This window comes from Streptomyces sp. NPDC058796, assembly GCF_042745235.1.
GTDB lineage: Bacteria > Actinomycetota > Actinomycetes > Streptomycetales > Streptomycetaceae > Streptomyces.
This window is the reverse complement of record NZ_JBHYOP010000003.1, coordinates 133,545-154,716: the sequence shown is the minus strand read 5'-3', so window position 1 is coordinate 154,716 and position 21,172 is coordinate 133,545. Positions and strand designations below refer to the sequence as shown.

General features: G+C 72.5%; 21 protein-coding genes and 1 tRNA gene. 12 read left to right on the top strand and 10 right to left on the bottom strand.

Annotation, left to right across the window (positions count from 1 at the left end; translation table 11 throughout):
- Positions 1 to 6 precede the first annotated feature (6 nt).
- The 4 genes from ACFW47_RS09415 to ACFW47_RS09400 all read right to left on the bottom strand — a co-directional run bounded on the left by ACFW47_RS09415 (position 7) and on the right by ACFW47_RS09400 (position 3,018).
- Entirely contained in the window at positions 7 to 516 is a 510-nt protein-coding gene (locus ACFW47_RS09415; protein WP_386305379.1) for a copper chaperone PCu(A)C, read from the bottom strand.
- Positions 513 to 1,163, bottom strand: coding sequence for an SCO family protein (locus ACFW47_RS09410; protein WP_386280259.1), 651 nt, complete (start codon positions 1,161 to 1,163; stop codon positions 513 to 515). Before ACFW47_RS09410 ends, ACFW47_RS09415 begins: the two co-directional genes overlap by 4 nt.
- A 126-nt stretch (positions 1,164 to 1,289) precedes the next feature.
- Positions 1,290 to 2,042, bottom strand: coding sequence for a YcnI family protein (locus tag ACFW47_RS09405; RefSeq protein ID WP_386280261.1), 753 nt, complete (start codon positions 2,040 to 2,042; stop codon positions 1,290 to 1,292).
- A gap of 136 nt (positions 2,043 to 2,178) precedes the next feature.
- Positions 2,179 to 3,018, bottom strand: a complete 840-nt coding sequence (locus ACFW47_RS09400; protein WP_386280263.1) for a hypothetical protein — start codon at positions 3,016 to 3,018, stop codon at positions 2,179 to 2,181.
- A gap of 284 nt (positions 3,019 to 3,302) precedes the next feature.
- Between ACFW47_RS09400 and ACFW47_RS09395 the strand changes: the two genes are divergently transcribed.
- Positions 3,303 to 3,764 carry an ATP-binding protein gene (locus ACFW47_RS09395; RefSeq protein ID WP_386280265.1) on the top strand — a complete coding sequence of 154 codons (462 nt, stop codon included), beginning with the start codon at positions 3,303 to 3,305 and terminating at the stop codon, positions 3,762 to 3,764.
- A 66-nt stretch (positions 3,765 to 3,830) separates the two neighbouring features.
- On the opposite strand, the gene ACFW47_RS09390 is transcribed toward ACFW47_RS09395, so the two are convergent.
- Together ACFW47_RS09390 and ACFW47_RS09385 are read right to left on the bottom strand one after the other, a co-directional pair.
- Positions 3,831 to 5,315 carry an aminopeptidase P family protein gene (locus tag ACFW47_RS09390; protein ID WP_386305377.1) on the bottom strand — a complete coding sequence of 495 codons (1,485 nt, stop codon included), beginning with the start codon at positions 5,313 to 5,315 and terminating at the stop codon, positions 3,831 to 3,833.
- Between the two features lie 132 nt (positions 5,316 to 5,447).
- On the bottom strand, positions 5,448 to 6,935 hold the full coding sequence (locus ACFW47_RS09385; protein WP_386305375.1) for a PP2C family protein-serine/threonine phosphatase: 1,488 nt from the start codon (positions 6,933 to 6,935) through the stop codon (positions 5,448 to 5,450).
- Between the two features lie 649 nt (positions 6,936 to 7,584).
- Here ACFW47_RS09385 and ACFW47_RS09380 point away from each other — a divergent pair.
- Both ACFW47_RS09380 and ACFW47_RS09375 read left to right on the top strand, forming a co-directional pair.
- Positions 7,585 to 8,250 (top strand): bifunctional DNA primase/polymerase, encoded by a 666-nt coding sequence (locus ACFW47_RS09380; protein WP_386280271.1) that lies wholly within the window; start codon positions 7,585 to 7,587, stop codon positions 8,248 to 8,250.
- Between the two features lie 56 nt (positions 8,251 to 8,306).
- Positions 8,307 to 9,119 (top strand): hypothetical protein, encoded by an 813-nt coding sequence (locus ACFW47_RS09375; protein ID WP_386305373.1) that lies wholly within the window; start codon positions 8,307 to 8,309, stop codon positions 9,117 to 9,119.
- A 246-nt stretch (positions 9,120 to 9,365) separates the two neighbouring features.
- Here the strand turns inward: ACFW47_RS09375 and ACFW47_RS09370 are convergent, their stop codons facing one another.
- The 3 genes from ACFW47_RS09370 to ACFW47_RS09360 form a co-directional block, all read right to left on the bottom strand.
- Complete coding sequence (locus tag ACFW47_RS09370) at positions 9,366 to 10,331, bottom strand: DUF5926 family protein (RefSeq protein ID WP_386305371.1); 966 nt, start codon at positions 10,329 to 10,331, stop codon at positions 9,366 to 9,368.
- A 425-nt stretch (positions 10,332 to 10,756) separates the two neighbouring features.
- A complete protein-coding gene (locus tag ACFW47_RS09365) occupies positions 10,757 to 11,308 on the bottom strand; it encodes an ATP-binding protein (protein ID WP_383284860.1) in 552 nt (183 codons plus the stop codon).
- A gap of 273 nt (positions 11,309 to 11,581) precedes the next feature.
- Positions 11,582 to 12,409: a glycerophosphodiester phosphodiesterase gene (locus tag ACFW47_RS09360; protein WP_386305369.1), complete on the bottom strand. Its 828-nt coding sequence runs from the start codon at positions 12,407 to 12,409 to the stop codon at positions 11,582 to 11,584.
- 307 nt (positions 12,410 to 12,716) lie between these two features.
- Between ACFW47_RS09360 and ACFW47_RS09355 the strand changes: the two genes are divergently transcribed.
- The 6 genes from ACFW47_RS09355 to ACFW47_RS09330 all read left to right on the top strand — a co-directional run bounded on the left by ACFW47_RS09355 (position 12,717) and on the right by ACFW47_RS09330 (position 16,743).
- Positions 12,717 to 14,258, top strand: coding sequence for a S1C family serine protease (locus ACFW47_RS09355; protein ID WP_386305367.1), 1,542 nt, complete (start codon positions 12,717 to 12,719; stop codon positions 14,256 to 14,258).
- A 150-nt stretch (positions 14,259 to 14,408) separates the two neighbouring features.
- Positions 14,409 to 14,819: a VOC family protein gene (locus tag ACFW47_RS09350; protein ID WP_386305365.1), complete on the top strand. Its 411-nt coding sequence runs from the start codon at positions 14,409 to 14,411 to the stop codon at positions 14,817 to 14,819.
- Positions 14,820 to 14,921: 102 nt separating this feature from the next.
- Positions 14,922 to 15,311: a hypothetical protein gene (locus tag ACFW47_RS09345; RefSeq protein ID WP_386305363.1), complete on the top strand. Its 390-nt coding sequence runs from the start codon at positions 14,922 to 14,924 to the stop codon at positions 15,309 to 15,311.
- Between the two features lie 135 nt (positions 15,312 to 15,446).
- A tRNA-Ser gene (locus ACFW47_RS09340) sits at positions 15,447 to 15,533 on the top strand.
- A 184-nt stretch (positions 15,534 to 15,717) separates the two neighbouring features.
- Complete coding sequence (locus tag ACFW47_RS09335; RefSeq protein ID WP_386305361.1) at positions 15,718 to 16,395, top strand: DJ-1/PfpI family protein; 678 nt, start codon at positions 15,718 to 15,720, stop codon at positions 16,393 to 16,395.
- Between the two features lie 39 nt (positions 16,396 to 16,434).
- A complete protein-coding gene (locus ACFW47_RS09330; protein WP_386305359.1) occupies positions 16,435 to 16,743 on the top strand; it encodes a hypothetical protein in 309 nt (102 codons plus the stop codon).
- A gap of 28 nt (positions 16,744 to 16,771) precedes the next feature.
- Here the strand turns inward: ACFW47_RS09330 and ACFW47_RS09325 are convergent, their stop codons facing one another.
- Positions 16,772 to 17,644 carry a bifunctional DNA primase/polymerase gene (locus tag ACFW47_RS09325; protein ID WP_386305357.1) on the bottom strand — a complete coding sequence of 291 codons (873 nt, stop codon included), beginning with the start codon at positions 17,642 to 17,644 and terminating at the stop codon, positions 16,772 to 16,774.
- A gap of 404 nt (positions 17,645 to 18,048) precedes the next feature.
- On the opposite strand from ACFW47_RS09325, the gene ACFW47_RS09320 reads away from it, so the two are divergent.
- The 3 genes from ACFW47_RS09320 (at position 18,049) to ACFW47_RS09310 (ending at position 21,144) form a co-directional block, all read left to right on the top strand.
- Positions 18,049 to 18,375 carry a hypothetical protein gene (locus ACFW47_RS09320; RefSeq protein WP_386287770.1) on the top strand — a complete coding sequence of 109 codons (327 nt, stop codon included), beginning with the start codon at positions 18,049 to 18,051 and terminating at the stop codon, positions 18,373 to 18,375.
- Positions 18,376 to 18,688: 313 nt separating this feature from the next.
- Complete coding sequence (locus ACFW47_RS09315; RefSeq protein WP_386305355.1) at positions 18,689 to 19,285, top strand: SigE family RNA polymerase sigma factor; 597 nt, start codon at positions 18,689 to 18,691, stop codon at positions 19,283 to 19,285.
- A gap of 203 nt (positions 19,286 to 19,488) precedes the next feature.
- Positions 19,489 to 21,144 (top strand): long-chain fatty acid--CoA ligase, encoded by a 1,656-nt coding sequence (locus ACFW47_RS09310; RefSeq protein WP_386305353.1) that lies wholly within the window; start codon positions 19,489 to 19,491, stop codon positions 21,142 to 21,144.
- The last annotated feature ends 28 nt before the right edge of the window (positions 21,145 to 21,172 follow it).

Genomic DNA, 21,172 nt, shown 5'->3' with positions numbered 1-21,172 from the left:
CCTCCCTCAGTGTCCGGTGTGTTCGGAGTGTCCGGTGGTGGGCCGGTAGGTGGCCGCCTTCACGGGGAGCTTGACCGTGACGGGGTCGGAGTGGGCGAAGCGCAGTTCGACGGAGACCGTCTCACCCTGTTCGAGCCGCTGCGTCAGCTTCTCGAACATCAGGTGGTTGCCGCCGCTTTCGAGTACGAGCTCACCGTGGGCGGGGATCGGGAGGCGGTCGACCTCCTTCATCGCCCCGTCGACGGTCTCGTGCACGGTGACGTCACCGGCGTCACTCGTCACGGAGGTCAGTTCGTCCTCGGCGTCGCCCTTGTTGGTGATGGTGAGGAACCCCGCCGCCATCGAGTCCGAGACCGGCTGCGGTATGTAGGCGGCGCCGACGGAGAGTTCGGCACCGGAGCCGGACGAGTCCGAGCCGGAACCGCCGCAGCCCGCGAGGACCAGCGCGCCGCCCACCGCCACGGCGGCGAGGGCGGGGCGGCCGCCCAGGCCCTTCGGGGTCCTCGTGCGCCTCACGGGTTCTCCCCCTTGATGAGCTTGGGGAGGTCCTTGGTGTAGTCCTCGACGGTGGCGTCCTCGCCGTACAGCACGTAGCCGGCGTCGGACTTCGGGGAGAAGGCGACGACCTGGGTGCCGTGCGTCGAGACGATCTTGCCGTCCTTGTCCTTGGTCGGCGGGTCGATGGAGATGCCGAGGGTGCGGGCGCCGGCCTGGACGGTGTCGAAGTTGCCGGTGAGGCCGACGATCTGCGGGTCGATGCCCTTGAGCCACTTGCCGAGCGCGGCCGGGGTGTCGCGCTCCGGGTCGGTGGTGACGAACACGATCCGGAGCTTGTCCTGCTCGGCCTGGGACAGCTGCTTCTTGGCGACCGCGATGTTGTTCATGGTCAGCGGGCAGACGTCGGGGCAGTGGGTGTAGCCGAAGTAGATCAGGGTGGGCTTGCCGGCGGTCTGCTCGCGGAGGTCGTACTCCTTGCCCTGGGTGTCGGTGAGGACCAGGTCGGGCTTCTCGAAGGGCTTGTCGAGAACGGTGGCGGCCTGCTGGCCGGTGTCCTCGGAGACGACGGTGACGGGCTTGTCGCTGTCGGTGCCGCCGCCGCACGCGGACAGGGTCAGGGATGCGGCGGCGAGCAGCGCGGCCGCGGCGAACGTCTTCTTGCGCATAGGAAAATGTCCCAGATGTGAGGTGCTCGGGTGCGCGCCGGGGTCCGTCGACCGACGGGGTCCCGGCGCGCACCGGACGAGATGGTGTGCCTGCGCGGTCACGCCGGCACACCGGCGCGGGCGTGGTTACGCCGACGCGCCGGAGTCGCGCCGGCGACCCGCCAGCACTCCGTACGCGACGCCCGCGACGCCGACGACGATGCCGACGGTGCCGAGGACGCGGGCGGTGGTGTCGCTGCTGTCGCCCGAGCCGGACGAGGAGGAGCTGTCGGCGGCCGTGTTCTGCGCGGCCGCCTCGGTGTCGTCACCGGCCTTGGCGCCCGACGCGCCGTGGGCGTCGTCCTCGGCGGCGGTCAGTTCCAGCACGGGAGCCGGAGACTCGGGCTCCTCCTGTCCCTCCTGCGGCACCTCGATCCAGCGCACGACCTCCTTGTTGGAGTACGTCTGGATCGCCTTGAACACCAGCTGGTCGGTGTCCTCGGGCAGTGCGCCGAGGGAGACGGGGAACTTCTGGAAGTAGCCGGGCTCGATGCCCTTGCCGTCGGCCGTCCAGGTCACCTTGGTGACGACCTCGGTGATCTGCCGCCCGTGCGACTCCAGCGGCTTGGCCGGCTCGGCCTTGGTGACCTCCGCCTTCCAGCCGGGGACCGGCTGCGGCATCACGGAGGCCAGCGGGTGGTCGGTGGGGAAGTTGATCTCCAGCTTGGTGGTGGAGGCGTTGTCGCGCTCGTTGGGGACCTTGAAGCCGACGGTCGCGTAGCCGCCCTTGGCGGCGGTGCCCTCCGGCTGCACGCTGACGTGCGCGAAGGCGGGGGCGGACAGGGCGAGGACGGCGATGCCGGAGACGGCGCCGGCGGCGGCGATACGGGAAGCCTTCATAGGACGGAGCACTCCGCTTCGAGTGGGTCACCGGCCCGGAGCCGGTGACGGGGTGTCGGATGACGGGAGGAGCGCGCGCACGCGCGCTTGCCGCACGACGGCGGCCCCTCCGTACTCCGGAAGCGGTCGCGTCGTGTCAGGCGGCGAGGGTGAACGCGCCGCTGGGCGGTCCGCGCCTGATCACCGTGTGCTGCAGCGCGGTGGCGCACGGGCGGGGCGGTACCGGCGGGGCGGCACGCGGCGGGCGCGGGCCCTTGCCGGGAGTGCCGGCGAGACCGGCGTGCAGCGCGCGCACCAGGGAGAGCGCCGCGCGCAGGGCGCGGACGAAGGCCGCCTCGGCCACCGAGTGGGCCGACTGCGCCGACAGTTCGACCAGCCGCGCCAGGGCGAGGTCCCCGCGGCGCAGCAGCCAGCCGGCTGCCAGGGCGGCGAGGACGTGACCGAGCAGCATCGGCAGGGACGGCAGCAGGGCGGTCGAGGAACCGGCCAGTGCGTCGGCGGGGTGGTGCGCGGCGCCGGAGCGGGCGCCGGCGGCCGGGGCGATCCGCGCGTCGGTGAGGATGCGCTGGGCCTCGGCCGGGCTGATCGCCGCCGCGGTGGTGCCGCAGACCAGCCGTGCGGCCTGCTGGACCAGTGAGGCGTCGGACGGCGTGCCGGAACCACCCGTGGCCGCGCCGGCGGCCGTGACCGCCGTGGTGCCGTGCTGGCCCAGCCCGAAGAGGGTGTGCAGGGCGGTCTGGCCGGCGGTGAGCAGCACCGCGATGCCGGGCAGAGAACGCTCGCGTCCGGCGAGGGGCGCGGCGACCAGGACCACCCCGAGGAATCCCGCGCACAGCGACCACAGCGGAACGCCGGCGCAGGAGGCGAGGGTGTGCCCCGCCGCGGCCAGCACGACGCAGACCGCGGCGAACACCGCGGCCCGCAGGATCCGGAGATCGTTTCCGGAGCGCGCCGTTGGCGGGTGGGGGGCAGTCATGGCGGCCTCATCATCGCACTGGCGCCACCCGCCCCGTACGGCAGGTCCACAAGATGCCGTACGACCGGAAGAGGGGGAAAGGAGCGGGAAGGGACCGGAAGGGACAGGAAGCGGCCGGAAGGGAGCAGGAAGATCATTCTTGGGGCGTGAGCCGCCCCACATACACCGATCGGCGGCAGACACGCATCCGCCGTTCGGGCGGTCCGGCGCGGACAGTGCGCTTACGTCCGGGTACGGGGGGCAATACGTAACGGTATGTCGAGCCGCGGCCGGGAGGCTGGAGCATGAGCATCTGGTGGTCACTCCATCTGCGGCGCGAGGCTGCGAGCGTGCCCCTGGCCCGACGCCTGCTGATCGGCACCATGGAGACCGCGGGCGTCGACCCGGACATCTCCTTCGACCTCTCCGTAGCCCTGAGCGAGGCCTGCGCCAACGCCGTCGAGCACGGCGGCGACGACGATCCCGGCGGCCCTTCGGAGGCGTACCGCGTCACGGCCTACCTCGACGGCGAGCGGTGCCGTATCGAGGTCGCCGACACCGGCCCGGGCTTTCCCACCGGTGACGCGGGGGCGGGCGTACTGCCTCCCGCGCCGCCGGCCGAGGCGGAGAGCGGACGGGGCCTGTGTCTCATCCGTGAACTCGCCGACCACGTCCACATCGGGAGCACGCCGGGCCGGTCCGGGTCCGTGGTGAGCTTCGACAAGATCCTCAAGTGGCGGGAGGACACACCGCTGGTGGCGGTGTGACCCCGTCGGCACGCCGACGGCCGGGCACCTTCGCGGTGCCCGGCCGTCGCTCGTGTGCCGGTCGCGTCAGCCCTTCAGCGCGGCCATCCACTCCTCGACCTCGTCCGACCGGCGCGGCAGTCCGGCCGACAGGTTCCGGTTGCCGTCCGCGGTGACGAGGATGTCGTCCTCGATGCGGACGCCGATGCCCCGGTACTCCTCGGGCACGGTCAGGTCGTCGGCCTGGAAGTACAGGCCCGGCTCGACGGTGAGGACCATGCCGGGCTCCAGGGTGCCGTCGACGTACGTCTCCACGCGTGCGGCGGCGCAGTCGTGGACGTCCATGCCGAGCATGTGACCGGTGCCGTGCAGCGTCCAGCGGCGCTGCAGACCCAGTTCCAGCACGCGCTCGACCGGCCCCTCGACCAGGCCCCACTCGACGAGCCGCTCGGCCAGCACGCGCTGGGCGGCGTCGTGGAAGTCGCGGTACTTGGCGCCCGGCTTGACCGCCGCGATGCCCGCCTCCTGGGCGTCGTACACGGCGTCGTAGATCTTCTTCTGCAGCTCGGTGTACGTGCCGTTGACCGGCAGCGTGCGCGTGACGTCCGCCGTGTAGTACGTGTGCGTCTCCACGCCCGCGTCGAGCAGGAGCAGGTCGCCGGAGCGGACCGGACCGTCGTTGCGGACCCAGTGCAGGGTGCAGGCGTGCGGGCCGGCGGCGCAGATGGAGCCGTAGCCGACGTCGTTGCCCTCCACGCGCGCGCGGAGGAAGAACGTGCCCTCGATGTAGCGCTCGCTGGTCGCCTCCGCCTTGTCGAGGACCTTCACGACGTCCTCGAAGCCGCGCACGGTGGAGTCGACGGCCTTCTGCAGTTCGCCGATCTCGAACTCGTCCTTGACCAGGCGGGCCTCGGACAGGAAGACGCGCAGCTCCTCGTCGCGTTCGGCGGTGACCTTGTCGGTCAGGGCCGCCTCGATGCCCGCGTCGTGGCCGCGCACGACGCGCACGGGGCCGGTGGCCTCGCGCAGGGCGCCGGCCAGCTCGCGCACGTCGGAGGCGGGGATGCCGTGCAGCTTCTCGGCCTCGGCGAGGGAATGGCGGCGGCCGACCCACAGCTCGCCCTGGCCGTCCAGCCAGAACTCGCCGTTCTCGCGGTCCGAACGGGGCAGGAGGTAGATCGTGGCCTCGTGACCGTCGCCCTTGGGCTCCATGACCAGGACGCCGTCCTCGGTCTGGTTGCCGGTCAGGTACGCGTACTCGACCGAGGCGCGGAAGGAGTACTCCGTGTCGTTGGAGCGGGTCTTCAGGTTACCCGCGGGGATCACCAGGCGCTCGCCGGGGAAGCGGGCGGACAGTGCGGCGCGGCGGGCGGCGGTCTCGGCGGCCTGGGCGATCGGCTCCAGGTCGTGCAGCTCGGTGTCGGCCCAGCCGGACTTCATGTTCTCGGCCAGCTCGTCGGACACGCCCGGGTACAGGCCGTTCTTGCGCTGCTTGATCGGCTCCTCGGACTCCTCCGGGGCCTCCGGGTTCTCCGAGATCTCCGGGTTCTCCGGGGTGAGCTCCTCCGCCACGGTCATCCTCCTAGGTACGGCACTGGACCACCCCCATCGTACGGTCGTACGGAAGGGGGCCCAGGGCCGAAGGGCCTGTTACACGGAAGAGCTACCGTCCGTTATCCGCCGCAGACCCGGCGTGGGCGTCCGTTAATCGAACCGGACCGCGAGCAGAACCACGTCCTCCTCGGAGTCCGCCTCGGCCTTCCCGCCCGGCAGCACCGTGCGCAGGACGTGCTCGGCGACGGCGTCCGGGTCCTGCTGCGCGGCCCGCGGCACACCGGCCGCCGCCGCGTGCAGCCGGGCGAAGGCGCGGTCGGCCGGGTCGCCGGTGCGGTGCAGCAGTCCGTCGGTGTACAGCAGAACCGTCTCTCCCGGCTCGGCCTGCACCTCCACACTCGGTGCCTCCCAGCAGGCGAGCATGCCCAGCGGCGCGGAGACGGAGGTCTCGACGTACTCCGTGCGCCGCTGCCCGATCAGCAGCGGCGGGCTGTGTCCGGCGCCGGCCAGGGTGATCCGGCGCAGCGCGGGCTCGCAGTAACCGAACAGGGCGGTGGCCGAACGGGCGGGCTCGGTGAGCCGCAGCAGCAGTTCCAGGTCGGACAGGACCGCGACCGGGTCCTCGCCCTCCATCACGGCGTACGCCCGCAGGGACGCGCGCAGCCGCCCCATCGCGGCGACCGCGCTGGGCCCGGACCCGGTGACGGACCCGACGGCGAGCCCGAGCGCGGCGTCCGGCAGCGGCAGGGCGTCGTACCAGTCGCCGCCGCCGCGCGGTCCGCTGCGGTGCCGGGCGGCGAGCTGGACGCCGGGCACCCGGGGCAGGCGGGAGGGCAGCAGTTCCTCGGCCAGCGTCGCCATGGACGTGCGCGTGCGCTCGACTTCCAGCAGCCGGGCCAGGTGCGGTACGGCGTGCCGGGTGTAGAGGCCCGCGAGGTGGCGCTGTCGTACGTCGGGCTCGGCGGGCTCGTCGTACAGCCAGACGGCGGCTCCGAGGCGCCCGGTGCCTCGGGTGCTCTCTCTGGTGCCGGTACTCCCGGTACTCCCGGCGCTGCCTGCGCTTTCCAGAGACAGTGGCAGTGCGTAGCTGGCGGCGTAGCCGAGGCGGGCGGCGACCTCGCGATGGCGGGGGTCGAGCCCCTCCTCGGCGAACAGGTCCGGCTCGGCGAGCCCGCCCGCGCCGACCGGCAGCCCGTCCAGAATCCGCCCGTGGGGCAGGGCGTCGCGGGGCACCGTCTCGATGTGGCCGAGGTCCGCGCGGGCGAGCCCCAGGCCGACGGTGGTGTCCGGACCCAGTCCGTCGGCCGGTTCCAGGGTGACGAGACCGCGCCGGGCGCCCACCAGGGCGGCTCCGGCGCGCAGCAGTTCCTGAAGGCCTTCGGCCAGGGAGTCCGTACGGACCAGGCGCTCGGTGAGTTCGTGCAGGGTCGTGAGGTCCGAGACCCAGCCGGCGAGCCGGTCCTGGAGCAGGGCGCCGGGGGCGCAGGGAGTGCCCGGGTCGTCCGTGACGTCCGCGGTCTCCGTGGCGCTCTGCGGGGCGGCCGGGGAAGCGCCCGGGGCGGCGGACGCGACAGTGTGTGCGGGGGCCGGAACCGTTGAATCGATTCCAGCCACTTTCGCAGGGTGCGGGGCGTTCATGGCGTCCGGCCTTCCGACCGGCGCTTACTGCTCAAAAGCATCGCAAACCCCCATGTCATTCTGCGCCGCTAGCAGTGTCTCCACATGTACACGCACTCGTAAGGAGATGTCCAGCATTGTCCTGCCGGGATTCCTGGTGTCCGTGGGGTGTGAGTGTTTCCCTTCTCGACCTCTTGCGGAAAAGAGAAAATGGCTTGAAACTGCCCCAGAGGAAGCCTTGTTGCGGTCGACTGGGGGTGCTTTACGGAGCGTCACAGCGGTCGTGATGGGTACGTACTCGGGGAAGGCCAGGGGTGGTTGGGGACCACTCGGAACCTGGCGGCGGACCCGGGCGTCCTATCCACCGACGACCGTGCCCCATCCTCCCGTGGCGGAGGCGGAGAGAAATACGCGCGACGGCAAAACGCCAGACTTCGCCACCCCCGCGCCACGCCCATGCTTTTGATGGACGCAGTGCGGACGAACCGTCCCGGACGCAGTCAGTGCTCGGCCCACAGGGCTTCTCCTCGCCCTCGGCGGAGACGTTCGGCGGCGGAAGATGGCCCTCGGCGGGGTGTGATGCGCCACCAGCTACGCACAGCGAAGAGATCGACACATGGTGATGTGACCACGGTGTTGCCAGGCGTGCAACGGAAAGGAACGAGCGCTCATGCGCGAGATCCTCGGAAGGCGACGCAGGCTCTTGTCCCAGCACGACGACGGGCGGCCTGAGCTCATCGGTGCGGCCCTGACCTACGCGACACAATGGCAGTGGCCCGTACTCCCGGGAGTGGCGGCGGACCCGCGGGCGCGCTCGCGCTGCGGCTGTCCCGACCCCGAGTGCACGGTGCCCGGCGCGCATCCCTTCGACCCCGGGCTCCTCGCGGCCACCACCGACGCGCGCATGGTGCGCTGGTGGTGGGGCAACCGGCCCACCGCGCCGATCGTCCTGGCCACCGGGGGCGGCGCCCCCTGCGCCGTCTCCCTGCCCGCTCTGCCGGCCGCCCGCGCGCTGGCCGCGCTCGACAGCGCCGGCATGCGGCTCGGCCCGGTCGTCGCCTCGCCCACCCGCTGGTCGCTGCTGGTGCGGCCGTACTCCATGGAGCAGCTGGGCGAACTGCTGTACGCCAAGGACTTCGTGCCCGGTTCCCTGCGGTTCCACGGCGAGGGCGGCTACCTCGCGCTGCCGCCGTCCGAGACCGGCCCGGGCGCCGTCCGCTGGGAGCGGGCGCCGCTGCCCGGCTCCGCCTCACCCTGGGTGCCCGACGTGGAGGCCGTGGTGGACGCGGTGGTCGACGCCCTCACTCGTACGGGTGTGAGCGCGCCCGAGTTGTAGGGGTGTCCGGCGCGCGCGGAAGTGCACGCCCGCCCGCCGTCGTTATCGTCCGCCCCATGCCGCTTCATGCAGGGGAGCACCGCGTCGCCCGGCACTACCGCGCCTTTCGGCGGTACCGCGGCGCCGGGCAGCACCGCGCGGCCGGGCCGTGCCTCGCGTGGCCGCGCCCGGGCGGGCCGGACCGCCGGCGGGTCCGGCTGTACGGACTCGCCGCTGTCGTGGTGTGTGCGGTCGTACTGCCGTTCGCGGTGGCGTCCGCGGGGCCGTCGGATGACGGGCCGGGCGACCGGCGGGAGACCCCGGCGACCGTCCCCCTCCTCTCGCGGGGCGGCGACGGCAGGGCGCCCGAGGCCGGCGAAGGAGCCGACCGGGGCTCGGCCGGGGCTGTCGCGCCCGCCCGCTCCCCACTGCCCGCAGGACCGGCCACCGCGGTGCGCTGCGGACCCGAACTCACCTCCCCGGAGGGCGTCGAGGCCCAGACCTGCGTCCTTACCCAGGGCACCGGGACCGGCACGCAGACCTGGGCCCGGGCCTACTACCGCAACGCGACCGGTGACCGGCTGGAAGCCGTGCTGAGCCTTCTGGGGCCCGACGGGCGCAGCGTGCGGATGCGCTGCGAGGTCGGCGCCGAGGACGCGCCGGGCACCTGCGAGACGCCGAGGGAGCCCGTGCGCGGCGGACCGGAGGCGTACACCGCGGTCGCGGAGTTCGCGGGGCGGGCCGGGTACGGGCCGCTGCTGCTGCGCACCGGGAGCAACCGTGGCGACGGGGGCAGCGGAAACGGTGGCGCCGTGGGCGGCGGGAGCGACGGGGGCGTCAGGAGCGGCGACGGCCGGCTGGGCAACTCGACGACCAAGACGGGGAGTTGACGGGCGATCGCGGTGCGTGGGCGGACGGGCGCATGCAAAGACCCGGTTGCTGGCGACGGGGGATGCACCAGCAACCGGGCTACTCGAACGGTAACAAGAGATCGGCGGTTCGCAAATTCGATCTCGTGTTTTCCGGTCACCGACTGGCCTGTTCGGGCCGGGAGTTGTGACTGGAGTCACGCGTGAGGCGCCGGGAGTCCCGGCTGACCGGTCGGTCAGCCGGGACGGTCTCCGCGGCGGTGGGGGTCAGCTGAGGGTGACCTGCCGGTTGGTCAGGCCGCCGCGTGCCCGGCGCTCGTCCGGGCTTAGCGGGGTGTCCGCCGCCAGCGCCTCGGCGAGGCGCTCCGCGAACTCGGCCGCCGGCTTCTCGATGTCCTGCGCGGTGACCTCGCTCGGCAGGTCCCACACCGGAACGGTGAGCCCGTGCGCCCGGAAGGAGCCGACGAGGCGGGTGCCCTCGCCGAGTGAGGACCGGCCGGCCGCGTGCAGCCGGGCGAGAGCGTCCAGAAGCCGCTCCTCCTCGTGCGGCATGACCCAGCGCAGGTGGTTCTTGTCCGGCGTCTCGCACCAGTAGGCGCAGTCCACACCCTCGAGCCGGACGGTCGGGATGGCCGCGGCGTTGGCGCGCTCCAGGGAGGCGGTCACCTCAGGGGTGGCGTTCTCCGGGTCCGGGACCCAGAACTCGAAGCCCGGGTGCACCTCGGGCTGGAAGGGGCCCTCGGGGGCGAGCAGGTCCTGCAGCCGGGGCCCGTCGGACGGCGCGCGGCGACCCTGCACGGGGGTGCCCGGCTGGGCGGTCAGCGCCCGCTGGAGGGTGTCGGCGAGGTCGCGGCTGATGTCACCGGAAGCCGTGTCGTTCTGCAGGCCGAGCAGGACGGAGCCGTCGTCACGGCGCAGGGCGGGCCAGGCCATCGGCAGCACCGTGGCCAGCGTGACGGACGGGACGCCTTCGGGCAGGCCGTCCTTCAGGGTGAGCTCGGCCGTGGCCGCCGGGACCAGCTCGCGCAGGGCCACCCAGTCGCACTCGCCGGGCAGCCCCTCGAACGGGCGCTGCACCAGCTCGGTCGTGGCGTGTGCGGCGGCACGGCCGTGGCAGGCCTTGTAGCGGCGGCCGCTGCCGCACGGGCAGGGCTCCCGGGCGCCGACCACCGGGATCTCACCGTCCGTGAGCTGCGGCCGCTTGGCCTTCGTCTGGGGTCGCTTCTTGGCCATCGTGGGTGTCTCCCGGTTGCGGCTCAATCTCGTACGGCCGCGAGCCTAGCCGCTCCCACTCCGGTCGAACGGACCCTGTGGACAACCGGCCGCTTGTGTACAACGGGCCGACGGCGGGCGGCTGGTCCGGGTGGCGGCTGGTCCTGATGGGCGGCTGGACCCGGTGGACGACGGGTCGCCCGTGGACGGCGGGCCGTTTGCGGACGGCGGGCCGCCGCCGGGCGTCTTCCACCGGCCGCGTCCGCAATCGCGCCGGCGGCCGGCCCACCCGCCGCGCGGGCCGACCGACCGACCGTGTGCAGCGGGGCGCGCGGGCCGCCGGGACGACCATCGCCGTGCGCCGTGCGCCGTCCGCCGTCCGCTGTGCGCTGTGTGTCGTCCGCCGTGCGCCGTGCCCCGTCCGCCGTGCGTCGCGCGGGCGCTGGTCAGCCCACGTCGTCGAAGGCGTCCGCGAAGTCCAGCCCGGGGATCTCCGAGACCGCCGGTGCCGTGATGCGGGTGGCGAAGTCGTCCCGCCGGTGCCCGGCGTCCGGGTCGTACACGTCGTCGTGGACGACGACCCAGACCGTGACCTCACCGCGGGCGTCGTCCCGTACGCCCCAGTCGTCCGCGAGCGCGGTGATGATGTTCAGCCCGCGGCCGCCGTGCGCGGTGACCGAGGGGGTCGCCGGCGCCGGGCGGGTCGGGCCGCCGCCGTCCGTGACCTCCACGAGGAGCCGTCCGGCCGCGTCCACCTGCCACGCGGCGCGGACGTCGCCGTCGCCCGCCAGGGCGTCGCCCAGTGGACGGCCGTGCTTGCACGCGTTGCTCAAAAGCTCCGAAAGGACCAGTACGGCGTCGTCGATGACCGATTCCGCCACACCGCCGCCGCGCAACTGCTCGCGCATCCGGCGCCGTGCCTTCCCCACGCCCGCAGGGCCATGGGGAACGGCCATGCTCGACGACGTGGGCACCTCCTGTGCCACCACCAACGCCACCCCCGAGACCTCCTTCGCCCCACGCCACGGTGTGGATGCCCTTCTGGCCTGAACCGGAAACCGGCCGGTCTCCGTCCAGTGACGCATTCGACACGGTCGAACACGCACCGAACGCGCCGGAGCACTCCCCGTAATCGTGTGGCTGGATTTCGTCGGTGTGGCCGAGACCGGAGAATGGGCCAGAGAGCCCGCCGGGTCAAGGTTTCCGGACGAATCAGTGACGAATCGGCGACGAGTCAGCGGCGACGAAGGCGGCGGCGAAGCGGCGGCCCATCAGCGGCCGAGGTGGTCCAGTACCGCACGCGGCCGGTTGGTGATGATGGCGTCGACTCCCAGGCCGGCACAGAGATCGACGTCGTCGGTCTCGTTCACGGTCCACACGTGCACCTGGTGGCCGGCCCGCTTCAGGCGCTCGATGTAGGCGGGGTGGTTGCGCACGATCCGGATCGAGGGGCCCGCGATCCGGACACCGGCGGGCAGCCGGCCGTCGCGCAGCCGGGGCGAGACGAACTGCATCAGGTAGACCGTCGGCAGGGTCGGCGACGCGGCCCGCACCCGGTGCAGCGAGCGGGCCGAGAAGCTCATCACGCGCACCGGGGACTCGGCGGCCGAGGCGGGGGCGTCGAGGCCGAACCGCTTCAGGAGCAGCAGCAGCCGCTCCTCCACCTGTCCCGCCCAGCGCGTGGGGTGCTTGGTCTCGATGGCCAGCTCCACCCGTCGCCCCGCGTCGGCCACCAGCTGGAGCAGGCGCTCCAGGGTCAGTACGGAGGTCTCCTCCCGGTCCTCGGGCCGGTGTTCCCAGTCGGGCTGCTCGTCGCGCGTGCGCCAGAACTCCCGGGTCCTGCGGGCGCCGAAGTCCAGGGCGGCCAGGTCGGCGAGCTCCAGGGCCGACACCGCGCCGCGGCCGTTGGACGTTCGGTTGACGCGCCAGTCGTGCACGCAGACTAGGTGTCCGTCCGCGGTCAGGCGCACGTCGCACTCGAGGGCGTCCGCCCCGTCCTCGATCGCCTTCCGGTAGGCGGCGAGGGTGTGCTCGGGAGCGTCCTCGGACGCGCCGCGGTGGGCGACGACCTGGATCCGGTGCTGTCGTGCGTGGGTCACCGCGTCATGGTGCCACCACGCGCGGGTAGACGTGCCACCGGAGCCGTCGGCGGTCATTGTCAGTACGTCTGTTTAGTCTTGGATGTCCCATGTAAAGGCTGTCCGTGGACCCACAGCAACCGCTTATGGTGCTCTGACGGCCCGTGGGAAAAGCTGATGGCATACGAAAACATCGCACATCCGCGCCGCGCCGGACCGCGGGGCACCCGCGTGAGCGCGTGCCGGGACCGGCCGATGTGACGAGACAGCCCGTGGACCGGGAAAGACCCGTGGACCGGAAGACAGCCGTGGAACGAGGAGAGAAGCTGTGAGCACCGAGAACGAGGGCACCGCGGTACCCCCGGCCCCGTCCGCGCCTCCAGTGCCGGTGGACTCTCCCGCAGCCTCCCCCCAGCCGGACCCTCAGCCGTCGTCCCCCGCGCCGACGGCACCGCAGCCGCAGGACGGCCAGGCGCCCGCCGCCGCGCCCGGTGCCCAGGCACCCGGCTCGCCTCACCAGTCCTCCGCTCCCGCTCCGCACGACCCGGCGGCGTCCCAGGCACCCGGCGTGACGCACAGCGCTCCGGACGCTTCCTGGCCGCCGCCGCCCCCGCCCCCGGGCACCCCGTCCTACGGCGGAGGCGGCGGTGACGGTCATGGCGGCGAGGGCCACGGCAGTGGTGGTTACGGCGGCGGCGGTTACGGCGGTGGCGGCTGGGGCGCCTCGTACCAGCCCCCCGCGCCGAGGGCGGGCCGGGGCCGTGGCGGTCTGGTAGCCGGGCTCCTGGTCGCCGCGCTGGTGGCGGGCGGCCTGGGCGGCGGCCTCGGCTACACCCTGGCCAAGAACAACGACGGGTCCGGCTCCACCACGGTCTCCGCCTCCGACACCGGCGGCTCCGTCAAGCGCGACGCGGGCACGGTCGCCGGCGTGGCCGCCGAGGCGCTGCCCAGCACGGTCACCATCCAGGCCGAGGGCAGCAACGGCGAGGGTGGCACCGGCACCGGGTTCGTCTTCGACAAGCAGGGCCACATCGTCACCAACAACCACGTGGTGGCGGAGGCGGTGGACGGGGGCAAGCTCAGCGCGACCTTCCCGAACGGCAAGAAGTACGAGGCCCAGGTGGTCGGCCACGCCCAGGGCTACGACGTGGCGGTCATCAAGCTCGAGAACGCCCCCTCGGACCTCAAGCCCCTCCCCCTCGGCAACTCCGACAAGGTGGCGGTCGGCGACTCCACGATCGCCATCGGTGCCCCCTTCGGCCTGTCCAACACGGTGACGACCGGCATCATCAGCGCCAAGAACCGCCCCGTGGCCTCCAGCGACGGCAGCGGCAGCAGCAAGGCGTCCTACATGAGCGCCCTCCAGACCGACGCGTCGATCAACCCGGGCAACTCCGGCGGCCCCCTCCTCGACGCGCAGGGCAACGTCATCGGCATCAACTCCGCCATCCAGTCCACGAGCAACGGCGGATTCGGCACCGGCCAGGCCGGTTCGATCGGCCTGGGCTTCGCCATCCCCGTCAACCAGGCCGAGTTCGTCGCCAAGCAGCTGATCAGGACCGGCAAGCCGGTGTACGCGAAGATCGGCGCCTCCGTCTCCCTCGAGGAGACGACCAACGGCGCGAAGCTCACCGAGCAGGGCGTGAACGGCTCCGAGCCCGTCGAGCCGGGCGGTCCCGCGGACGACGCCGGCCTCAAGCCCGGCGACGTCATCACCAAGCTCGGCGACCGCGTGATCGACAGCGGCCCGACCCTGATCGGCGAGATCTGGACCCACAAGCCCGGCGACGAGGTCACGGTCACCTACGAGCGCGGCGGCAAGGAACGCACCACGGAACTCACCCTGGGCTCCAAGATCGGCGACGACTGAGCCACCCCCGCGAGGCACCGTGCTTCCCGGTCACAGGACTAGGGCCTGTGCCCCCAGGGCGATCGGCCGGTGGTCGCGCGAGAGCCTGGTTCCCAGGCTGCTGGGCAGGAATGGTCAGCCCAGGACTCGGCAGCTCAGGAAGAGGACACCATGCCCGTCGACGGTCACAGCCGCATCCGCATCGCCCGGCCTTCCCGGGACTTGGGGGCGGCCGAGCGGTTCTGGGTGCGGGGGCTGGGGCTCGGTGTGGTGTGGCGGAGCGAGGGCGGGCCGGAGCCTGGTGGGCACGACCTGCTGATGGTGGGCTGGCCGGACGCCGACTGGCATCTGGAGCTGGTCTGCGAGCCCGACCGGCCCGTCGAGCCCCGGCCCACCGAGGAGGACCTGCTGGTGATCTACGTCGACGGTCCGGTGCCCGATGACCTGGTCCCCCGCCTGGAGGAGCATGGCGGCAGGCGGGTGCCGTCTCCGAACCCGTACTGGAACCGGTGGGGCGTCACGATCGAGGACCCGGACGGCTACCGGCTCGTGCTCTGCGAGCGGGGCTGGTCGAACGCGTAGCGCCAGGTGCTCGCCGGGCGCGCGATACCTCGCGCGTGCGGTGACCGCGTAGGTTCTCCTGGTCGTCGGGGCCGCGACGGAGCACACCGCCAGGAGGCATCAGTGCCGTACCCGCAACCGCTCACCCCCGAGGAGGAGCTCGCCGCCGCGAAGAAGCTGTTGAGCCTCCCGCGTATCGTCGTGATCTGCGGCTCCACCCGCTTCATGACCGAGATGGCCGAGGCCGACCTGCGGGAGACCGAAGCCGGAAGGATCGTCGTCAAACCGGGCATTGACATGAAGTCGCCGCACGAACTCCGGTCCGGTCCTGGCGAGGCCGAGGCGCTGAAGGCGCGGCTCGGCGATCTGCACCGGGCGAAGATCCGGCTCGCTGATGAGGTGCTCGTAGTCGGCGACTACGTCGGAGACAGCACCCGTGCCGAAATCGCCTACGCCCGGTCGCTGGGCAAGCCCGTGCGGTTCACCCACCCCGAAGTCGACCCTGACGCCTGACCGTCCATCCCCAGTCGGCGTGGCAGTTCTCGGGCTCAGAAGCGAGCCGGCGGACCCCGTGTGGACCACGAACCCCGCGCGCCGCCCCGGGCCGGTACGCTGTACCTGCTCCGTCCCTGGTGGGCGCGGGGCGCGGGTGGGTTGCCCGAGCGGCCTAAGGGAACGGTCTTGAAAACCGTCGTGGCAGCGATGTCACCGTGGGTTCAAATCCCACACCCACCGCACTGATTGACGGCCCCTGACCAGGCGTGACGGTCGGGGGCCGACGTCGTGTGGGCTAGCGGCACGAACCCGTTGAGAGGCGTCGCTTTTGCCACTGGGAGGCGGGTGGGGCGGTCGTTACGTTCGAGGGGCGGCCGGTGCAGGTGGTGCGGGCCGGGTTTCTCGGACTTGAGAGGTGCCCCTCATGCATGCCCAGATCGTTCTGTTCGACGGTTTCGACCCGCTCGATGTCGTCGCCCCCTTCGAGGTGTTGTCTGCCGGCGGGAGTGCCGCGCCCGGTGCGGTGAGTGTGGAGCTGGTGTCCGCCGAGGGGCCGCGGGAGGTGGTCAGCGGTACGAACGGGCTGGCGTTGCGGGCCACGGCCGCGCTCGATCCCGGGCGTGCGGGGCTGATCGTGCTGCCCGGGGCGTCGGGTCGTGTCGGGGAGCCCGGCGAGGTCCCGGGCGAGGACACGGGGGCGGGGGACGAGACGATCCCCGTGCTGCTGGGCCGCACCCTCGCCACCGAGTTGCCCGCGCTGCTGGCGGTGGCGATGGAGAATCCCGAGGTCACCGTCGCCGCCGTGTGCGGAGGGTCGCTCGTGCCCGCCATGGCCGGACTGCTGGAGGGGCGTTACGCCACCACCCACCACCTGGGCCTCGACATGCTCGACGCCACCGGCGTCCACGCGGTGAACGCCCGTGTCGTCGACGACGGCGACCTCGTCACCGGCGCCGGTGTCACCTCGGGGCTCGACCTGGGCCTGTACCTGCTGGAGCGCGAGGTGGGCCCGCGGATCGCCCGGGCCGTCGAGGAACTGTTCGCCCACGAGCGCCGCGGCACCGTGTGGAGGGCCGAGGGGCCCGTGCCCGTCGGGTTCTGATGTCGCGGTCCACCACCCACCGTCAGGAAGAGGCACAGCATGTCCGTCGAAGGCACCTGGGACCTGTCCATCTCCACCCCGATCGGCCGGATCGCGGCGGTCGCCGAGTTCCGGCGGCGCGAGGACGGGCTCCTCGTGGGGACGGCCCACGGGGCGGGGGAGGAAGTACCGCTGCGTGACGTCGTACTCCACGGCGACCGGCTCACCTGGAAGCAGGCCGTCACCAAGCCGTTGCGGCTGAACCTCGCCTTCGACGTGACGGTCGACGGGGACAGCCTGGCCGGTACTTCACGGGCCGGCCGGCTGCCCGCCTCGAAGGTCACCGGGGCGCGTACTCGGACGGACTGAACCGTGCTCCGGAAACCGCCGTGACCGGTCAGGGGCGGTGGCTCGTCATGCGGGCCGCGGAGGCGATCGTGGCGCGGGCTTCGTGTTCCGTCAGGCCGGTGCTGCGGGCCGCCTCGACCAAGGGGTCCAGCAAGGCGGCCCCGATGCCGTTCTCGTAGGCGCGGCAGGCCGCCCAGAACAGGCGGGTGTTGCGCTGGCCCGCGTGGGCGGCGAGGACGAACTGGACGAGTCCCCGGCCGTGGGCGTCGGTCGCGGGGTGGGCGGGAGTGTGCCGACGCGGCCGGGGCGGCGGGAGGAGCAGGCGCAGGAGCGCGGGCGGGCAGGGCGCGGGGGCGAGGTGGGCGGTGCCGGGGGCCGCGGCGTACGCGCCGTGCCGGGTGCGGGAGCCGGGGCCGACCAGGTAGCCGCCGGCGCCCCGGATGTCGATGCCGGGGGCGAGGCGGCCGGCCGAGTTGGGGACGACGGCGTCGGGCGGGCCGCTCAGCCACAGGTGGCGGCCTCCGCTCGGGGTGAGGACGACGACCGTGGGCGGGATCGTGAACAGGTGGCGCAAGGCCAGTTCGCGCAGGGCGGCCGAGGAGTCCGTCTCCGACTTCGTGTCCAGGTCGACACCGATGAGGTGGTGCGGGGGCAGGCCGCAGGCGATGCCGTAGCCGGTGGCCCAGGGGGCGGCGGCGAACAGTTCGCGGATGCGGGCCGGGTCGGTGGAGGCGTCGTAGACCCCGTGGCCGGGGCGGCCGCACTCGCCGTGGCAGGGGGCCGGGGACGGGTCGTCGCGGTGGGGGGAGCGGAGGGCCGGGAGCTTCGTCCGGGACAGGGGGATGACGGCCAGCCCGCGTTCGGCGGCTGACAGGGCGTGTGCGAGGGCCAGCGTCGTGGCCTGCCGGTCGGTGGTGGCCATGACTCCATGTTCGTATGCATGTTCGAAAAAGGGAAGAGCGGGTGGGTGTGACACGCCGGGGTGGGGCGGCGGGCGGAAAAAGTGCCGGAACGCTTCACCTCTTGCGGTACTTGGGGTGCAGGTGTCCCCACTGTGTCGACCTGGGACGGAAGGGAAGCAAAGGGGTTTATCGACTTGTCATCACGCTTGAGGGCGAATCAGGCCTTCCGGGGTGGTTCGCCGGGGTTCGGTGGGCAATTCTGATCACGCGACGTCGTGCACAGCGTCGGGGCGGACGGCCAACTGCCTCGGCAAGAGCCAGAGTTCAGAACCGCTTCACGCAACTTCACGCAGGTCCAGGCAGCTTCACGTACTGACCGCGCCCACGGCCGCAAGCCGGTGCGCACTTGTTCTGGAGGAACAACATGGCAAGCATCCGTACCGCCCGCGTCGTCGCCGCCGTCGCCGCCCTGCCGCTCGCCGCCGCCCTCTTCGGCGGCATCGCGACGGCGGACAGCGGCGCCATCGCGGACGACGGATCGAACGCGACCGCTTCGGAGGCCTTCGCGGGCATCATCGGCAGCGGCGTCGGCGACGACAACAATGGCAACTCGTCGACCACGCAGCAGCAGGCCGTCGGCTCGGGGGCCTCGAACCAGAGCAACACCGCGCAGGTCGACGGCTCCGCGTTCACGGCGATCAACCAGGGCAACGAGAACGTGGCCGTCAGCTTCTCCCCGCTGTGGTGGTGAGCTGAGGGGCCGGGGCGCGGGTGCGCTCCCGCGCCCGGTCCCTCCGTGCGGGGTGTGCTTCATGGGGTCGCAAGGCGTCTGGGCGGCGGTGGACCGGTTGTTCCGGTACCGCCGCCCAGGCGTTTCCGTGTGCGCGGGACCTTGTGGAGATCCTGCTCGCAGGGGCTCCCCCAGGGGTGAACCCGCACTGCCTCTCCTCCCCTCGTCCACCTACAGGAGGTGCAGTCGGCACCACCCCTACAACCTGAGGCGGACGCGGCTTCGGGACCTGCGGGCGATCCGCCGGGCACCCTGCCGCTCATAGCGTTGAGCCATGACCGCACCCGTCTGCACCAGCGCTTCGAACGCCGCCACCGCCGTGGCCCCGGCCAAGGTTCCGGCCAGAGCCTCGGCAAGGACGCAGACCTTCCCGTACCCGTCGTTCTCGTCGTACGTGAAGGCCCGCCAGCCGGTGCTGCTGCGTACGGCCCGGTCGCTCACGGCGAACCCGAGCGACGCGGAGGACCTGCTGCAGACCGCCCTCACCAAGACCTATGTGGCCTGGGAGCGCATCGAGGACCACCGCGCCCTCGACGGATATGTGCGCCGGGCCCTGGTGAACACCCGGACGTCGCAGTGGCGCAAGCGCAAGGTCGACGAGTTCGCCTGCGACGAGCTGCCCGAGCCGGAGCCCATGCCGGCCAGCGACGACCCGGCCGAGCGCCAGGCACTGCGTGACGCCATGTGGCGGGCGATCATGAAGCTGCCCGCCCGGCAGCGCGCGATGGTCGTCCTCAGGTATTACGAGGATCTCAGCGAGGCCCAGACGGCCGACGTGCTCGGCGTCTCCGTGGGCACGGTGAAGTCGGCGGTGTCCCGGGCGCTCGGTAAGCTGCGCGAGGACCCCGAGCTGGGGTTCGTCCGGGCCTGAGCCGGGGTTCGTCCGGTTCCGACCCGGTCTCCGCTCTTCCTCTGCCCGGCGCCCGTGCCGCCGTCGAGGGCTCCCGCCGGGAAGCCCCGGAGACGCCCGCACACTGATCGATCAGCCCGGAGTAGTGACATACCGCGCGGTATGTGCGCAGAATCAGCGCAACCCTTGCCGCCGCGTAGGCAAAGTCGCCCCGGGAGGACACCGTGCTGAGCACGATGCAGGACGTACCGCTGCTGATTTCGAGGATCCTGAACCACGGGTCGACGATCCACGGCAGCTCGCAGGTGACCACCTGGACCGGTGAGGACGAGCCGCACCGCCGCTCCTTCGCCGAGATCGGCGAGCGCGCCGCCCAGCTGGCGCACGCCCTGCGCGAGGACCTCGCCGTCGGCGACGACGAGCGCGTGGCGACCCTCATGTGGAACAACGCCGAGCACGTCGAGGCCTACTTCGCGATCCCCTCCATGGGCGCGGTCCTCCACACCCTCAATCTCCGCCTCCCGCCCGAGCAGCTGGCCTGGATCGTGAACCACGCGGCCGACCGCGTCGTGATCGCCAACGGCTCCCTGCTCCCCCTGCTCGCCCCGCTGCTCCCGCACCTGAAGACGGTCGAGCACGTCGTCGTCACCGGCCCCGGCGACCGCGCCCTGCTGGAAGGCGCCTCAGTCCAGGTGCACGAGTACGAGGACCTGATCGCCGGGAAGCCGACCGCCTACGACTGGCCCGAGCTGGACGAGCGGGCCGCCGCCGCCATGTGCTACACCTCCGGCACCACCGGCGACCCCAAGGGCGTGGTCTACAGCCACCGCTCCATCTACCTGCACTCCATGCAGGTCAACATGGCCCAGTCGATGGGCCTGACCGACGAGGACACCTCGCTGGTCGTGGTCCCGCAGTTCCACGTCAACGCCTGGGGACTGCCGCACGCCACCTTCATGACCGGCGTGAACATGCTGATGCCGGACCGCTTCCTCCAGCCCGCCCCGCTCGCCGAGATGATCGAGGGCGAGAAGCCGACCCACGCCGCCGCCGTCCCCACCATCTGGCAGGGCCTGCTCGCCGAGCTGACCGCCAAGCCGAGGGACGTCTCCTCCCTCACCCAGGTCACCATCGGCGGCTCCGCCTGCCCGCCCTCCCTGATGGAGGCGTTCGACGCGCTGGGCATGCGGGTCTGCCACGCCTGGGGCATGACGGAGACCTCCCCGCTCGGCACGGTCGCCCGGCCGCCGGCCCACGCGATCGGCACCGACCAGGAGTTCGCCTACCGCCTCACCCAGGGCCGCTTCCCGGCCGGCGTCGAGGCCCGCCTCACCGGTCCCGGCGGCGAGCGCCTGCCCTGGGACGGCGAGTCCGCCGGTGAGCTGGAGGTGCGCGGCAACTGGATCGCCGGCGCGTACTACAACGGGCCGGGCGCCGAGCCGCTGCGCCCCGAGGACAAGTTCAGCGAGGACGGCTGGCTGAAGACGGGCGACGTCGGCACCATCTCCCCCGACGGCTTCCTCACCCTCACCGACCGCGCCAAGGACGTCATCAAGTCCGGCGGCGAGTGGATCTCCTCCGTGGAGCTGGAGAACGCGCTGATGTCCCACCCGGACGTCGCCGAGGCCGCGGTCGTCGCCGTCCCCGACGACAAGTGGGGCGAGCGCCCGCTGGCCACCGTCGTCCTCAGGGAGGGCGCGAGCGTCGGCTTCGAGGAACTGCGAACCTTCCTCGCCGAGGACGGGAAGATCGCCAAGTGGCAGCTCCCGGAGCGCTGGACGGTGATCGAGGCGGTGCCGAAGACGAGCGTCGGCAAGTTCGACAAGAAGGTGCTGCGCAGGCAGTACGCCGACGGAGGGCTGGACGTGACCCGGCTCTGACCGGGTCCGGAGCGCGCGTACGCCGGGC